The following is a 14,847-nucleotide window of genomic DNA, read 5'->3' on the forward strand; positions in this document are numbered from 1 at the left end:
TAGCACATTTTGTTGAAGTTTCTTTATATTTTATTTTATCTAGCACAACAAGTTAAATTTATAAAATTTATCGCAACGGTTTTTAAGCTTTTGCTTCTTGATTACTTAACGGCGGAAAAAGAATGTTTTCACATAGGGCTGTTGTTTACATGTCATTTTTTTGTTTTTTTAATTCTATACCCACCAGTACAACAGATAGCATAAACGCTGAAAAATCAGCAACAGGTCCCGCAAGCAATACTCCCATAATTCCGAAACGAAGCGGGAGCAGTAGGGTAAGCGGAATCAACACAAAGGTCTGCCTTGTTAATGCCAACAGAGCACCTTTTAACGATTTTCCTATTGCGGTAAAAAAACTGGAAGAAAGCAACTGCACACCATTTACCAACACCATGAAAAGATAGGTACGCATGAACAAAACAGCAAATTCAAAATACAGCTCGTCCCCATCTCCGAATAGCGAAATGATAGATTGCGGGAAAAATTGAAATGCGATGAAAGCAATTGTGGAAACAACAAGGTTCCATTTTACCGCAAGCAGGTAAGCCTCCCGTACACGATGGTATTGCCTTGCCCCATAGTTGAAGCCGATAATCGGCTGTGTTCCCTGCGAGATTCCTACAACAATCGCTAGGATTATGGCATTTGTTTTCATAACGATTCCGCAAGCAGCTAATGGAATATCTGTTCCATATTTTGTTAATGCGCCGTAATAAGTCAACGAATTGTACTGAATGATTTGAATCACGGTAACTGCAATCTGGTTTGAGCTGCTGCTGATTCCCATGCTGCAAATTTTCATACTTTCTTTGATGTCCAATAAAAACGACTCTTTTTCAAAATGGATTGTTTGGAAACGCCATAGATAACGGAGTGCGAGTATGAAGGAAAAAATTTGCCCAATAACTGTTGCCCAAGCTGCGCCGGCAATCCCCCAATCGCAAGCAAAAATAAAAATAGGGTCAAGAATGGTATTGATAATAGCTCCCATAACCATGCAAACCATTGAATACTTTGGTTTTCCATCTGCTCGAATCAAATTGCTCATACCATTCGTTACAATAAGAAACGGCATTCCAATCAATGTTATGCTGGCATACTGCTTTGCATATGGAAATACATCTGTCGTTGCCCCAAATGCCTTTAGGAGCAAAGACAGAAAAGCTTCACCAACCAATAAATAAATAATTCCGAAAATCCCCATCAGAACAATACCATTTCCCGCTGCTTTGGCGGCAGCTTTCGGCTCTTTGCGTCCAAGACAGAGGGAAACACGGGAAGCACTGCCAATTCCAACCAGCAGTGCAATAGCAAGGCAGATGGTAGAGAACGGGTAGGCAACATTGGTTGCTGCATTTCCCAGATAACCGACCCCTTGACCAATAAAAATCTGATCCACAATATTGTAGATTGAGCCGACAAGAGACGCCATAATACTGGGAATGGCAAAATCTTTCAACAGTTTTGAAATTTTTTCATATCCTAGGGGATTCTCAGTCATTAAATTCATCCCCCTTTCTTTCTATACGGAGTTCCGCTGTAATATTTTCACCTGCCTGAATCAGCAAATCAATAAAGAGGTTTTTATCAGATTCCCTGAAGCCTTGCAATAAAAGAGCTTCTGTCTTTTCACATACCGTCTGTACCTCATCAATTACAGACAGCGCACGTTCCGTAGGATACAGCTTACACGTCCGCTTATCCTTATCATTTGGGGAACGCATAATCATTCCCTGCTTTTCTAATGCCGCAACTGTCCGTACAATATTGCTCGGATGAACATAAAACATATCCATTAAAGAATCCTGTAAAATGCCAGGCGAACGACAGATTTTAATCAAAAACATATATTGGCTGTTGTTGATTCCAAAGGGGGCAAGCTGTTTATCCAAATAGATTTTGTAAAATCGGTCTGTTACTGAAAGCCATTTTAATAGTTTCATAGATATATTCCTCCTAACCACCAGTATTATAATACAATATGCGTGCGCACGCAATTACTTTTAACATTATATCTGCCGCTTTGTCCTCCTAAACACAAATCAATTCTACATCTATAATCTCTACTGCTCTGCTACGAATATTATTCATTTTCCTAACCCATTCCATCTGATCCTGCATCTTCAGTTCTTCCGTCACTCCCCACTGTACAGCCATCTGCTCCATCAGTATCTCAGCTTTTTCTCTTACTTCTTTATCAACCTGATTCAGATGATCCGTCAGTTTCCCGGTCAGTACCAGATATTGATACCTTGCACTCCTGTGTTCCTTCAGAAACTGTTTTCGCATTATTCCATATTTCCCATATGTAGGTTCTTCCTCATTGATTTCCAGATCCAGCAGATAATAATCTCCATGCAATGTGTAGCTCAGTCCGTTCTTTTCATCATAAATCTGTTTCTTCATATTCTTACAACTCCATTCCTCTGTATTTTGCTTTGTTCTTTTTTATCTGTGCATTGTATTCTTCACTTTGTTCTTTCGCCCATGGTATGCGATCACTTATTTTTTTCGGCATTTGTTCTTTCTGCTTTTTCGCTTCAAGTTCCGCCTGCATCCGGATATCGTCCTGCACCAGTCGTTCTACCATATCTTTCCCCAACATGCGTAAAAGTCGGTTATATCTGTCTGCAATTCCCTGCAGAATTTCTTTCTCACCGGATAATTTCTGATAATCCTTCTGAACTTCTGCCAGTTCCTTTTTAGTGTTCTCGTGCTCCTGCTTTTTCTTCTGAAACTTACTTTTCCACTTATCTCTTTCTCTGGTAAGTTCTTTAACCTGTGCAGCCATCGCACCAATTTTATTCTTCATTTCAATGAACAAGGGTTTTATTTTCTTATCCCGATAAGTTACCGCACGTTCCAATGCTGTAGCTTCCGGCAAAAATGTTTTGATCATTCCATATTCTTTTATTTCCTTACTGATATTATCCATCACCGGTTGCAGGAATTCTCTTCTGTCCTCCAGTTTTTTCAATTCCGTTTCTGCTTTCTCAGCACGTCTTTCCGCTGTTTCTTTATCTTTCTGGAACTGAATTTTTTCTTCTTCCAGTAATTTAATATCTGCCCTTGCGTCCGCAATCTGAGAAGTCAATCCTTCATTCTCCGCTGTCAGATATTCCTTTTTCTGTTCCAGTTCCTGCACTTCCTTCTTACGCTCTTTCTTCTTGAAATTGTAAACATCCAGATGCTCTTCATGTGTACCTTTCTGTTCCCATTCAATTCCATGTTGCTTTGCGATTTCTGCCAGCACTTCTTTTTCATGATTTATCCACTGATTCAGTTCTGTATCATGCTTATTTCCACCTTGAAATCCAAGACTTTTCAATGCCTGCTTCAGTGAAACTCTAGTATCCATTCCTTTTCCCTTCCAGTTGGTCACATAAGGAACAAAGTCAATATGCAGATGCGGAGTAGCTTCGTCCTGATGCAGATAGCAGCTAAATACCCAAAGTGTCGGATTCCGCTTCTGGAAGTCTTTCACATATTCGTCCAGTACCTTTACAGCCAGATTTCCTTCTGACGTTCCCACCGCCATGTCCTCACGCTTTCCTATCTGGAATATCACTTCATGGAACAACTTCTCCTGTTTACCCTGTCGGATTTTTTCATAATAATTTGCAATCTGCCGGTCCTTTCTTTTCCCGACATTGTATCTCTCCACAGCATCGTTAAACAGTTCCTTATAAACTTCTTTCAGATTCTCATTCTTATAACAAATGTTCAGTTGTACTCTGTCTGGATTTACATTTTCTGCTACAAAATCTCGTCTGTTATGAGCCAGTGAGCCGGCTCCAATCATGCCACTGATTGTTCGTTTTATCATATGTTTTCTCACCTCTTCTCTGTTTGAGTGCCAGACATGGCACATAATTTTTATTTACGCCAGTTATGGCGATATTTAAGAAATTTTCGCCGGATACGATATTTAGGAACCTTCTCGAACATTAGTAGTTCGAGAAGTATCGGGGACAAGCCCCTCTTTTGTTACTTTTGTCAAAAGTAACGCAAAAGCACTTTCGACAGCCGTACCGTCCATCAAAAGTCCCCTTGCGCCCTGCCGGGGCATAACGTCCTTATGGACGTCTGTTCTGCACCGACCGAAGTGGATCATATATCTGTTTATTCTGGTATCCTCGCCTGCACATATTCCAAATCTCCACAATAAGGCGTTCCCACCAGATACCATTCTCTTGCCAGATTCATCTCCATTCTGGTCTGTACCCATTCATCATCTACCAGCACTTCCAGTCCTTCTCCGCAGTGAAATCCTGTATCAATCCATAAATCTGATGATAATAATCCATATCTTCCATTGCTGTTGTTATATCCTAATCTTCCCTGTTTCATCATTTTCTGCTCCTTTCCAGTCTGTAAACGGAATCTGTAAACGGGTCTCAAAAGATTTTAAAAGTTAACTTTTTAAGTTTTTCCTTAAAGTTCCGTTTACATCGTTTACAATAATCTTTACTCAAACGGTATTTCCAACTGTTCCGGCACTTCCATAAATCCGTCTTTATCTTTCTTCACAGAATCTTCAATTCTTTTCCATGAACGCTGTATTCCATATTCCTTTCCAAACCGATGTGTGCCATGTGGTTTCCAGCCTTCAATCGCATTGTTCATAATATTTGCAATCTCTTTACCCTCCCACTGCTTCATTTCTCCGGTTCGGTGTAGTGCTTCATCAAACAGAATTCTTGTACATACATAATCGTCATCGTAATCATCAAGAAATGCCTGTATGATTCCGGCATTGGTATCCTCCGGCATAAATTCTTTCTGCAGACGCTTTGCCTCTTCCTCAATTTCCTTTGTAAATCCTAAGAACACATTTCCCTGTCGATACAGTACCATTGCCTCCGCCCAGGCCTGTTCAATATAAGCTTTGCTCTCTGTTTCATTATCCAGAATATGAACTTCTGCTTTTGACATATCTGTCATCACCGGAGCAAATCGTCTGTTTCCGGTTCTGTCCAGAGGAAGAAAATTCAAATCATTCGAAGTACCGCAAAATACACACTGCCTCGGTCTGTCTTCCGGGTGAACTTCATAAGGCACTTTGTAAGTTTCTTTCTGTCTGCTCAGAAATGATTTTATCTGTTCGATATTCTTTGCTGTGATAGTTGCCTTCATTTCTCCCATTTCGATAATCCAGTGGTTCTGCAGTTTTCTGTAAATATTTTCATCGTCCAGATGATCCAGATTGTCACTGAACCATTCTTCTTTTATCGCCAGATATTTGAAAAATGTGGACTTTCCGGCTCCCTGACTTCCAACCAGACACAGCATAATGTCATATTTTATTCCCGGTTCATAAATTCTTGAAATCGCTGCCAGCATGTGCATTTTCATTACTCCGATTGTGTATTTGCTCTTTTCTGCTCCCAGAAAATGCGGAAGCATATTTTCTATTCTTGGAACCCCGTCCCAGACCAGACTTTCCAGATAATCTCTGATTGGGTGATATTTATTTTCATTGGAAACAATATCTACTCCTGCTTTGATCACACGCTCACTTGTCAGTTCATAATTTTCTTCCAGATACATTTTCAGATTATTTTCATCAGTATCTGTAACCGTAGGACTGTTATTTCTCCGTTCCCAGGGCACCTCTTTCACAATGTCCATTCTTCCGGAAAGCTCATTTCGTTTAATCGCTTTTTTCAGCACTGAATCTTTTTGTAATACGGTTACACAATTTCTGATTGTCTGCTTTGTTCTTCCTTTATCGGTGTGCTCCAACATATTATTGACATCTTCTGTTGTAAGCATTTCCTCGTTCACAATATCTTCTAATTCCATCAAGGACTTCTCGCTGATATTCGTTAATTCTTTCTTCAATTTTTTCAACCTCCCTTCTCTTCATCTTGAAAAACTCTACAATTTCTTCTCCTGTTCCAAACATCAGCACGTCCAGATAGTCATTTATCTTTCTTTCATTTGCCAATGCCTCCGTAAATAATTCGTGCCACTCTTCATCCGGTTCTGGTCTGTAAAACTCTTTCCAGAACTGAATCCATTTCAGATATCTGATTAACACGTCTGTTGCATGTCTCAACCACTGCTCTAATTTTTCTCTGATCATCACTACTTTAGATTGCTTTTGCTTTAAGGGCGCCCTGTTTCGGGGCGTCCTTTCGTATTTGCTTCTGTTTCCGACCTTAATATCCAGTCCAAAATCTTCTACCAGCTTTTTTGCGGCTTCATACTGTGATAATCCAAATAACCTTGCTGTAAAATCTATCGCATCACCGCCCACTCCACATGCAAAGCAATGATATATTTTATCTGCCTTCATACTTGGGTGTCGGTCTTTATGAAACGGACAACACGCCATTCCATTTCTTTTTACTTTAATCCCATAATGCTCCGCAGCCTGTCTCGCTGTCACACATTCTTTTACCTGTTCAAATAATGTCACTTATACCTCCTGCCCTTCCGGGCAAGTCTCTGATGAACAGATATTCGGGAATTGTTGTATCTTTCAATTCGTGATATACTGAATCTGCCAAGATGATATATCAGTGAATCTGATTATCAGAGAACTTGCTCAGATATTTTGTCTGGGCTTTTTCTTTTTGTCTATCAGTAGCCATAGCTCCACTCCTTACACAAATCTCCTTGTAGGAATAATGATAATTTCAAATTTGCTTCCGTCCTCTAATTCAAGAAGAATCACATAATCTGAATCTCGATCTGGTAAAATGGAACTTATCTTCAACTTCTTACTGTAGTTAATTGCATCAAATATTTTTCCGACTATTTTCTTTGTTTTCATTTGCTTCTTCCTCCGTATTAACGTTTGTTGTCCAGCATCTCAGCTACTTTTTTCTGTTGTGACGGGTACAGATGCCCATAAGTGTTCAATGTCATCTGAATATCTTTGTGCCCCAGTCTCTCCTTAATAATCAATGGCTCTACGCCCTGATAGATCAGATATGCCACATGACTGTGCCGGATATCATGCACTCTGATTGATTTTACACCAGTCAATGCTTCATATTTCTTGAGTCGTTTCTGCAGTGTTCTCGCTACAATCGGAAACATCCTATGATCTTCCGGAAATCCATAATGTTTCTTCGCATACTCCTGCACCTCTTCCTTAAGAAAATTTGGAATATCAATGGTACGGACTGAATTCTCTGTTTTTGGAGTATCAATCACATCTCTTTTCCTGATCCGGTTATAAGTCTTATTGATATGCAGGAGATTTCCACTCATATCAAAATCTGAAAGACTCAATGCCAGAAGCTCTCCTTCCCTGATTCCTGTCCAGAACAGAATTTCAAATATCAGATAATCTTCACTCCCCGGCTCAATCCCGGCAATAAATCTGTCATATTCTGCTTTCGTCCAGAATTCCAGCTTATTAGCATCTGATTTTCCCATCTTTTTTACTTTCTTACATGGATTTTCCTTCAGATTGTAAATTTTCTGTGCATGATTAAACAGTGCATTTAATTGGTTCTGAATCATACGCTCATAAGTCTTGCTGTAGCCTTTTTCCTGAATGGTGTTCTGCCACTGGATAATCTCTGCCGGTGTGATCTCATTCATTTTTCTTGTTCCAAAATACGGAACAATGTGCTTGTTCATCATGTGCTGCTTGTTACGGATTGAATTTTCTTTCAGTTCATTCTTTTTATCTTCAAAATAGACTTGAATAAAACTGTTTATCTCCATCTTCATATCCGCCGCAGTCTTTCTTATGAACTCCTTTTCATAATTCAATGCTTCTTTCTTTGTCTTAAACCCTCTTTTCAGCTTCTGCGTCTTCTTTCCTGTCCAGTCAATATAACGGAAGCTCACATACCAGGTTCCCTGTGTTTTGTCCTTGTAAGCTGACATCTTAAAACCTCCTTCACACTGCTCTCTGAGAGCATCCATAAAATTTTGTTTCCCAGTAGGGACGTGGAATCTTTCCACGAACTGCTACATATCCTTCCTTTACCAGTTCATCATTGAGCTGCTTCAGAATGGAATATGCCTTACTACGTTTCACACCTAATTCTTCCATAACATCATCAACTGTCATCATATAATTAGTTCTCATATCGTCCTCCTTTCAAGTCACTTTTGTGACTCTTACGTTGTTCTCTTATAATAATTCACTTTTGTGAATTTGTCAATAAACATTTGCGAATTTATTTTTTCAATTCCATGCATATTGCTTGCGTATCAGCAATTTGTTAAATCTCACTCTTTTGTATCATTCACTTTTGTGCTAGAATAGAAGCACAAATATTATTAAGGAGGCAGCATGTTATGGTAGGTAAAAAAATCCGGGCATTCCGGGAATTCAGAGGATACAGTCAGATACAATTAGCCGAGCTGTCCGGCATTAACGTAGGAACGATCAGAAAATATGAACTGGGAATCCGGAATCCAAAACCGGATCAGTTAGAAAAGATAGCAACTGCACTGAGATTAAATGTAAGTGTTTTTCTGGATTTTAATATTGAAACAGTCGGAGATGTACTCTCTCTGTTGTTTTCTATTGATGATTCAGTGAACCTCTCACTTGCTGAAACACCTGATCAGAAGGTTGCGCTGACATTCGACAATCCTACAATGCAGGACTTTTTCAGAAAATGGTGTCAATTTAAAAATGTCTATGAAAAAGATAAAGCTGAAATATTAGCTATCGAAGATGAAGATAAAAGACAGGAAGAACTGGATAAGCTCAACGCTACCCAGGAAGAATGGAAACTGCGTGCTATGGGAACTACGATAGGTTGTCACACTATCGTTAAGAAGGGCACCGAAAGCAATACTGTCAGAGTTTATGATTTAACTTAATTTTGGCATTTATAGAAAGTGTGACAAAATGGTTACTTTTAGATTAGTAGAAGAAACAGAACAATATCTTATTTATTGGTATTTTCCAGATGGTCATGAAGATGAGATGCATGGAATCATACTAATTGATAAATTGAATGAAACTGTAGAAATTAAGAAAATGGCACATAATGATTTTTCTCATATTGTTACGGTAGCTGAACAAAATGAACTCAGAAATTCTGTTAATGACATGAGAAGAGAAGAAGGACTTCCACTTTTAACGGAAGAAGAATGGCCTTCAGCAACAACTGAATTTACAAAGACTTTTTTTGCAGATCATGCAATCAGTAAAATTATAGAAGGCTACAATTCCGGTGAAATTTTAAAAGAAGGAATATCTGTCTGGTATTAAAAAGCGAAAATTATATATTTTGTTATCATTCTGTTATCACAAACGGTTGTCAGGACACTCTCCCGGCAACCGTTTTTCTATGCTGTTCGTTATTATTTCCCACTCTTTTATATATTTCCAGGCAACAGAAAAACCCGTAGAACCGAAGTTCTACGGGTATCTTACGTTTGGACACAACGTTATCTTGCGATAACAAATCTATATTCAGATTGTATTACTCGATGATTGTAGCAACACGTCCTGATCCTACAGTACGTCCACCTTCACGATACTTTAATCCCGTTTTACCTCATATTTTTTATGGTTTTCTCTCCAAAATACAGTGAAAAACGGCTGAATTGCACCACCTATTTTGATTTGCCTGATTTCTTGGCACCGTTTTGGCACCGGAGAATACTCAAACCGATTTTCTTCTGTAGATACTAGATACTTCTCTACCAACTTTATATTGCACCGGTAATTTTTAACTGTTATAATCGAAACATGGGTGCTACCATAACGGTAGGCGGTTAGTCCTTCTCCAGAGGGACTGTGACCCTCTGATTACATAGAAACCTGTAAAGGAATCCAGTGGAAAGGAGGGCTAAGCCAATGAGTATTGTTGACTTCATAGCAGTAGTGAGCTTCGGCTTAACCTGCTTTAGTATCGGATATACATTAGGCAAAGATAATCATAAACCACAAAAATAACCGCCCTGGTCTGGTAAACTAAGCGGTTATCTTTGATGATATTCTAAATAGTAAAACGGACTAACCGTCTATCGGTAGCACTCTTTTTCTATAATCATATTAGCACGCATCTGTGGAAATGTCAAAAATTTTCTTCTTTCTCAACTATATCTATTTCCATACATTTTTACAACCTATTTCAAGTGTTCCTCAAAAATTAATTCGAGTTCCTTATTCCCTCTCAAGAATTCATACTCTTTCTTATTTTCAATTTCCGAATACAATTCACGAACAAAATTTTTTCCAACTCCCGAAAAGGCTTTTCCCTGTGCAGTATCTTCATACCTGTAATACAAAGGGGATTGTGTCATATTCCAAGGCTTCTGTGATTCACTTAATAATTGCTTAATTAACTGAACACATTTTTCTACATCTTTTCGATATCCAGCAATCAGCAGATATGGCACTGTGTTGCCGTAATTCCATAGTCCAAACAACGATATCATGTGATCTGTAATCTCAGCAATTCTCTCTGCTTTATCATGATTTCCTGTTTCTTCTTCCATTTCAATTAACTTATACAAGTAGCTTTGAATATTGACAACTGCCTGTAGCAGTTTCCCTTCCAGGAATAACGCAGCAGTGTCTGTTCCTTCCTGATGTGCTAATACACTTGTTTTCATAATCGTTGCATCAATTACAGTATCAGGAATTTTTTTCAAAAGGGCATTTGCTTCTTCATATTTCTCCATTTGGACATATTTTGTTGCAAGTATAAAAACGCTTGAATTTCTCACTCTTTCATCCTGACTGTCTGCTGTTCGTTCCAGCCACTCAATAATAGCTGTATTATATTCCATTCGTTCTTCGCCATTAAGATCTGACAAAGTCAAAGATCCGTTCAGAACGGTTGCGATCGTATATATTAATAAGTCGCAATGAGGATACTCCTGTATTTTACGAGATGCCATCTCGAAAGCCTCTGTAAAGCTGTCCAATGAAACTTCCGAAAGTTCATTCACAAATTGTCCAATCTCTTTTTCGGTCAATTCTTCACGAAACGAAAACAATTCATTCATATCAATTTTCAATAATCGTGCCAAAGCTGGAAGTAATGAGATATCCGGATATGTATTTCCCTTTTCCCATTTATTTACCGCAGGAGTAGAAACACCCAGATAATTTGCCACCTGTTCTTGTGTTAATCCCTCAGTTTTTCGATAGTTTTTTATCTGCTCACCAATACGCATTGTTCGCACCTCCTGTCCTTATTTCCATTATAGCGTTCCCAATACATGTTTACAATTGAGCCTTTGTTTACTTATTACTTTCTTTTTTTAACTTTCAATTAATTTTCTCTAATATTTATATCATCAGCAACAAACTGCCCACAAATTTAAGAACGGGCTACTAACCCTCAAACGACAGTGCATTACATTGCATCAGCTAAACCAACCTTGTTATCCTGAATCACCACTCCTTCATCTTCGCTTCATGCCTATTTTTCATAATTTGCAACTGGTATATAATGACAGGGATTAGAAAAATCACAGCAACTATGCCTAAAATAACAGACCGATTTACGGTAGCAAATGCCACGAGCATAAGCATTAATAAAAGCCAGGGATTTCGCAAATTACTGTAATAATTTGCCCTATCTTCATAGGACGTATGAAGTTCAAAAGGTTTTCCATCATTTTCTTTTTCTACAATCAGCAATTCCCTGTTAAATGTTGTAGTGTTTGTTGCAATACGACCGCCAATTTCAGCCCACGGACGCCAGCGAACTTTACCAACAGAATAATTAAGATTGATATTTTTATAGAATACGGAATATCCCATTTCTTCCAAGAAATCATGGTAATCTTCAGCATTAGCTTTTGATTTTTGTCCTATAAACTCCACGCAATATTGAACTTGACCTGGCTTACATTTTTCAAATTCATAGAGTAATTTTCCCGTTCGAATAAGGCGATAACCTTTTTCAGCCATCTTATTCAGCCAGTTTTTCTGTACCGTCAATAGCCCGCCAAAAAAACGATAACACTTTTTGCTCATAATGTACCTCCTACAATTCCGCTTGCAATACCTACAAGTTCACGAAGTCTGATAAGTTCTTTTTCAGCTATCTCCTTTCCTTTTACAGTGATAAGATACTCTTTTTTTCTACCTTCACTATCTCCGAAAAGCTCAATCCATCCCTTTTCCTGCATTGAATTTAATGCACCATATAAAGTGCCTGCTCCCAATGAAAGCCGCCCACCTGTTTTTTCTTCAATGAACTGCATGACAGCATATCCGTGTTTAGGTGAATAGAGTGAAAGCAAAATATAGAATGTCACTTCTGTGAGTGCACCACTTTTCACATTATCCCTCATAGCATCCCCTCCTTATTACGGTTACTGTAATAACTATATCAGTAACCGTAATAAAAATCAAGAGATGTGAAATAAATCTTAATAAGCCGGATAGTATTATACTTTTCCTGTTCAGTCCTTTACAACCAATACTTATATATAAAGTATTTCTCTCAACACCATTTCTTCTGCACTGGCTTTTATATTATTCATCAGCCTAACCCACTTCGTCTGGTTCTGTACCTTTAATTCTTCAGTTACACCCTGTTTTTCTGCCATCTGTTCCATAAGCATTTCCACCTGTTCTCTGCTCTCCTGATCAATCTGATTCAGGTGTTCCGTCAGCTTTCCAGTCAACAACAAATATTGATATTTTGCTAATCTGTGTTCCTTCAGAAACTGTTTCCTCAGCATTCCATATTTCCCATATATCGGTTTTTCTTCATTCAATACCAAATTCGGCAAATAATAATCTCCATGCAAAGTATAGCTTAATCCGTTCTTTTCATCATAAATGTGTGTTTCCATAATCTTATCTCTCCATTTCTCTGTTTTTTGATTTAGTTTTCTTACGCTGCTGATTCTCCATCTCGCTTTTTTTCATTCCCCATGCCAATCTTTCATGAATATTTCCCTTCGGCATTTGCTCCATCCGTCGCTTTTCTTCCAGGACTTTCTCGTTTTGAATATCCTGCTGTACTGCTGTATCTACAGTTTCTATTCCAAGAACACGCACAACACGATCATACCTATCAGAAACACCTTGTAATATATCTTTTTCTTCTGACAATTTCTGATTGTCTTTACGTATATCATCCAGTTCTCTCTGAATAGCATTATATTTCTGTTTCACCTTTTGATATTTTTTCTTCCACCCTTCCACCTCTTTCGTGAGTTCTTTAACCTGAGCCGCCATTACAGCAACCTTATTCTTTATTTGAAGAAACAGTGGTTTAATTTTTTTGTCTCGATAGGTTACTGCCCGTTCTAGCGTGCCCGCCTCCGGCAGTAACATTTTAACTGTTCCATATTCTTTGATTTCTTTGCTCACACTATCCATAATCGGTTGTAGCTGTTCTCTGCGATCTTCCAGGCTTTTTAGTTCTTTTTCTGCGCTCCCTGCCTTTTGTTCTGCTTCTTGCTTCGCCTTGATTGCCTGTTCCTTATCGTCTTTTAAATTCTGGATATCTGCTCTGGATTCTGCAATTTGTGCTGTTAATTCTTCTTTTTCAGCAGTTAGATGCTCTTTTTCCTGCTCCAATTCCTGTACTTCCTTTTTCCGTTCTTTTTTCTTGAAGTTATAGACATCCAGATGTTCCTCATGAGTACCTTTCTGTTCCCATTCAATTCCATACTGCCTTGCAATCTCTGCCAGTACTTCTTTTTCATGATTTATCCACTGATTCAGCTCCGTATCATGCTTATTTCCACCTTGAAATCCCAGACCTTTTAATGACTGTTTCAGCGAAACTCTGGTATCCATTCCTTTTCCCTTCCAGCCCGTTACATAAGGAATAAAATCAATGTGGAGATGTGGAGTAGCCTCGTCCTGATGCAAATAGCAACTAAATACCCGAAGTGTCGGATTACGTTTCTGGAAATCTTTTACATACACATCCAGTACCTTTACAGCCAGATCTCCTTCTTCTGTTCCAACAGCCATATCCTCACGATTACCAATCTGGAATATTACTTCATGGAACAACTTCTCCTGTTTACCTTGTCGGATCTTTTCATAATAGTTTGCGATCTGCCGATCCTTTCTTTTTCCGACATTGTATCTCTCCACAGCATCGTCAAACAGTTCCTTATAAACTTCTTTCAGATTCTCATTCTTATAACAAATATTCAATTGTACTCTGTCCGGATCTACATTTTCTGCTACAAAATCCCGTCTGTTATGAGCCAGTGAACCGGCCCCGATCATACCGCTGATTGTTCGTTTCATCGTCATGTTCCTCACCTCGCTTTCTAAAACCTGTGCCAGATATGGCAAATAAATTTGTATATTTGTCAGCAATAGCATAAAAAGGAATCTTCGCCGGATACGATAATTTAGGAACCTTCTCGAACATTAGTAGTTCGAGAAGTATCGGGGACAAGCCCCTCTTTTGTTACTTTTGTCAAAAGTAACGCAAAAGCACTTTCGACAGCCATACCGTCCATCAAAAGTACCCTTGCGCCCTGCGGGGCTATTCCTCCCGTTGTTCGGCTTTCTTCTGCATCACTATTCTCACCGACTTATTCCGGTATTCTTGCCTGTACATATTCCAGATCGCCACAGTACGGTGTCCCCACCAGATACCATTCTCTTGCCGGATTCATCTCCATTCTTGTCCGTACCCACTTATCATCAAGCAGAACTTCCAGACCTTCGCCACAGTGAAATCCTGTATCAATCCATAAATCTGATGATAATAAACCATATCTGTCATTGCTGCTGTTATATCCTAATCTTCCCTGTTTCATTGTATCTTTCTCCCTTCTTCACAACTATCAATTTATAGCAACCTTATATCCATCCAAAAACTCCCGACTACACCTTACCGGCTTTCTCCTTGTCTGCTATCTACAGGTGCGTGACACGCTCCTGTAATAAAGCAATCAGAAAGAACCTTTACCATC

General features: G+C 38.8%; 18 protein-coding genes. 2 read left to right on the forward strand and 16 right to left on the reverse strand.

Going from position 1 to position 14,847, the window contains the following annotated elements:
• Positions 1-145: 145 nt before the first annotated feature.
• The 10 genes from DWX28_RS13695 to DWX28_RS13735 form a co-directional block, all read right to left on the reverse strand.
• Positions 146-1,501, reverse strand: a complete 1,356-nt coding sequence (locus tag DWX28_RS13695; RefSeq protein ID WP_330384686.1) for an MATE family efflux transporter — start codon at positions 1,499-1,501, stop codon at positions 146-148.
• Complete coding sequence (locus DWX28_RS13700) at positions 1,494-1,943, reverse strand: MarR family winged helix-turn-helix transcriptional regulator (RefSeq protein WP_117606416.1); 450 nt, start codon at positions 1,941-1,943, stop codon at positions 1,494-1,496. Before DWX28_RS13700 ends, DWX28_RS13695 begins: the two co-directional genes overlap by 8 nt.
• A gap of 88 nt (positions 1,944-2,031) precedes the next feature.
• Positions 2,032-2,406 (reverse strand): TnpV protein, encoded by a 375-nt coding sequence (locus tag DWX28_RS13705; RefSeq protein WP_118253078.1) that lies wholly within the window; start codon positions 2,404-2,406, stop codon positions 2,032-2,034.
• Between the two features lie 4 nt (positions 2,407-2,410).
• The gene (locus tag DWX28_RS13710) at positions 2,411-3,826 is read right to left on the reverse strand and encodes a plasmid recombination protein (RefSeq protein ID WP_278336868.1); all 1,416 of its coding nucleotides are present in this window, start codon (positions 3,824-3,826) and stop codon (positions 2,411-2,413) included.
• A gap of 296 nt (positions 3,827-4,122) precedes the next feature.
• On the reverse strand, positions 4,123-4,350 hold the full coding sequence (locus DWX28_RS13715; protein WP_118253085.1) for a DUF5348 domain-containing protein: 228 nt from the start codon (positions 4,348-4,350) through the stop codon (positions 4,123-4,125).
• Between the two features lie 117 nt (positions 4,351-4,467).
• The gene (locus DWX28_RS13720) at positions 4,468-5,805 is read right to left on the reverse strand and encodes a virulence-associated E family protein (RefSeq protein WP_118253087.1); all 1,338 of its coding nucleotides are present in this window, start codon (positions 5,803-5,805) and stop codon (positions 4,468-4,470) included.
• Positions 5,750-6,424, reverse strand: coding sequence for a CHC2 zinc finger domain-containing protein (locus DWX28_RS13725; RefSeq protein ID WP_118253089.1), 675 nt, complete (start codon positions 6,422-6,424; stop codon positions 5,750-5,752). The genes DWX28_RS13720 and DWX28_RS13725 overlap by 56 nt, the downstream gene beginning before the upstream one ends.
• Before the next feature lie 186 nt (positions 6,425-6,610).
• The gene (locus DWX28_RS19585; RefSeq protein ID WP_182420209.1) at positions 6,611-6,781 is read right to left on the reverse strand and encodes a hypothetical protein; all 171 of its coding nucleotides are present in this window, start codon (positions 6,779-6,781) and stop codon (positions 6,611-6,613) included.
• Positions 6,782-6,798: 17 nt separating this feature from the next.
• Positions 6,799-7,851: a site-specific integrase gene (locus DWX28_RS13730; RefSeq protein WP_118253091.1), complete on the reverse strand. Its 1,053-nt coding sequence runs from the start codon at positions 7,849-7,851 to the stop codon at positions 6,799-6,801.
• 13 nt (positions 7,852-7,864) lie between these two features.
• The gene (locus DWX28_RS13735; protein ID WP_118091728.1) at positions 7,865-8,056 is read right to left on the reverse strand and encodes a helix-turn-helix domain-containing protein; all 192 of its coding nucleotides are present in this window, start codon (positions 8,054-8,056) and stop codon (positions 7,865-7,867) included.
• 212 nt (positions 8,057-8,268) lie between these two features.
• On the opposite strand from DWX28_RS13735, the gene DWX28_RS13740 reads away from it, so the two are divergent.
• Positions 8,269-8,802, forward strand: coding sequence for a helix-turn-helix domain-containing protein (locus DWX28_RS13740; RefSeq protein ID WP_118253094.1), 534 nt, complete (start codon positions 8,269-8,271; stop codon positions 8,800-8,802).
• A gap of 28 nt (positions 8,803-8,830) precedes the next feature.
• Complete coding sequence (locus tag DWX28_RS13745; protein ID WP_118253097.1) at positions 8,831-9,196, forward strand: hypothetical protein; 366 nt, start codon at positions 8,831-8,833, stop codon at positions 9,194-9,196.
• An 863-nt stretch (positions 9,197-10,059) separates the two neighbouring features.
• Here the strand turns inward: DWX28_RS13745 and DWX28_RS13750 are convergent.
• From DWX28_RS13750 to DWX28_RS13780, 6 genes are all read right to left on the reverse strand, one after another.
• A complete protein-coding gene (locus tag DWX28_RS13750; RefSeq protein WP_055281939.1) occupies positions 10,060-11,115 on the reverse strand; it encodes a helix-turn-helix domain-containing protein in 1,056 nt (351 codons plus the stop codon).
• Positions 11,116-11,335: 220 nt separating this feature from the next.
• Positions 11,336-11,923, reverse strand: a complete 588-nt coding sequence (locus DWX28_RS13755) for a DUF2812 domain-containing protein (RefSeq protein WP_055056226.1) — start codon at positions 11,921-11,923, stop codon at positions 11,336-11,338.
• Complete coding sequence (locus DWX28_RS13760) at positions 11,920-12,243, reverse strand: PadR family transcriptional regulator (RefSeq protein ID WP_055056227.1); 324 nt, start codon at positions 12,241-12,243, stop codon at positions 11,920-11,922. Before DWX28_RS13760 ends, DWX28_RS13755 begins: the two co-directional genes overlap by 4 nt.
• Before the next feature lie 132 nt (positions 12,244-12,375).
• The gene (locus DWX28_RS13765; protein ID WP_055258600.1) at positions 12,376-12,750 is read right to left on the reverse strand and encodes a TnpV protein; all 375 of its coding nucleotides are present in this window, start codon (positions 12,748-12,750) and stop codon (positions 12,376-12,378) included.
• A 4-nt stretch (positions 12,751-12,754) separates the two neighbouring features.
• A complete protein-coding gene (locus DWX28_RS13770; RefSeq protein WP_243002437.1) occupies positions 12,755-14,170 on the reverse strand; it encodes a plasmid recombination protein in 1,416 nt (471 codons plus the stop codon).
• A 293-nt stretch (positions 14,171-14,463) separates the two neighbouring features.
• Complete coding sequence (locus DWX28_RS13780; protein ID WP_118253104.1) at positions 14,464-14,691, reverse strand: DUF5348 domain-containing protein; 228 nt, start codon at positions 14,689-14,691, stop codon at positions 14,464-14,466.
• Positions 14,692-14,847 lie beyond the last annotated feature (156 nt).

The organism is Blautia sp. AF19-10LB (assembly GCF_003461245.1).
Classification (GTDB): domain Bacteria; phylum Bacillota; class Clostridia; order Lachnospirales; family Lachnospiraceae; genus Blautia_A; species Blautia_A intestinihominis.

What these genes read in the sequence shown, in the direction of transcription:
- DWX28_RS13695 (WP_330384686.1), bottom strand. Translation starts at nt 1,501, where the DNA reads ATGACTGAGAATCCCCTAGGATATGAAAAAATTTCAAAACTGTTGAAA.
- DWX28_RS13700 (WP_117606416.1), bottom strand. Translation starts at nt 1,943, where the DNA reads ATGAAACTATTAAAATGGCTTTCAGTAACAGACCGATTTTACAAAATC.
- DWX28_RS13705 (WP_118253078.1), bottom strand. Translation starts at nt 2,406, where the DNA reads ATGAAGAAACAGATTTATGATGAAAAGAACGGACTGAGCTACACATTG.
- DWX28_RS13710 (WP_278336868.1), bottom strand. Translation starts at nt 3,826, where the DNA reads ATGATAAAACGAACAATCAGTGGCATGATTGGAGCCGGCTCACTGGCT.
- DWX28_RS13715 (WP_118253085.1), bottom strand. Translation starts at nt 4,350, where the DNA reads ATGAAACAGGGAAGATTAGGATATAACAACAGCAATGGAAGATATGGA.
- DWX28_RS13720 (WP_118253087.1), bottom strand. Translation starts at nt 5,805, where the DNA reads ATGGAATTAGAAGATATTGTGAACGAGGAAATGCTTACAACAGAAGAT.
- DWX28_RS19585 (WP_182420209.1), bottom strand. Translation starts at nt 6,781, where the DNA reads ATGAAAACAAAGAAAATAGTCGGAAAAATATTTGATGCAATTAACTAC.
- DWX28_RS13730 (WP_118253091.1), bottom strand. Translation starts at nt 7,851, where the DNA reads ATGTCAGCTTACAAGGACAAAACACAGGGAACCTGGTATGTGAGCTTC.
- DWX28_RS13735 (WP_118091728.1), bottom strand. Translation starts at nt 8,056, where the DNA reads ATGAGAACTAATTATATGATGACAGTTGATGATGTTATGGAAGAATTA.
- DWX28_RS13740 (WP_118253094.1), top strand. Translation starts at nt 8,269, where the DNA reads ATGGTAGGTAAAAAAATCCGGGCATTCCGGGAATTCAGAGGATACAGT.
- DWX28_RS13745 (WP_118253097.1), top strand. Translation starts at nt 8,831, where the DNA reads ATGGTTACTTTTAGATTAGTAGAAGAAACAGAACAATATCTTATTTAT.
- DWX28_RS13750 (WP_055281939.1), bottom strand. Translation starts at nt 11,115, where the DNA reads ATGCGTATTGGTGAGCAGATAAAAAACTATCGAAAAACTGAGGGATTA.
- DWX28_RS13755 (WP_055056226.1), bottom strand. Translation starts at nt 11,923, where the DNA reads ATGAGCAAAAAGTGTTATCGTTTTTTTGGCGGGCTATTGACGGTACAG.
- DWX28_RS13760 (WP_055056227.1), bottom strand. Translation starts at nt 12,243, where the DNA reads ATGAGGGATAATGTGAAAAGTGGTGCACTCACAGAAGTGACATTCTAT.
- DWX28_RS13765 (WP_055258600.1), bottom strand. Translation starts at nt 12,750, where the DNA reads ATGGAAACACACATTTATGATGAAAAGAACGGATTAAGCTATACTTTG.
- DWX28_RS13770 (WP_243002437.1), bottom strand. Translation starts at nt 14,170, where the DNA reads ATGAAACGAACAATCAGCGGTATGATCGGGGCCGGTTCACTGGCTCAT.
- DWX28_RS13780 (WP_118253104.1), bottom strand. Translation starts at nt 14,691, where the DNA reads ATGAAACAGGGAAGATTAGGATATAACAGCAGCAATGACAGATATGGT.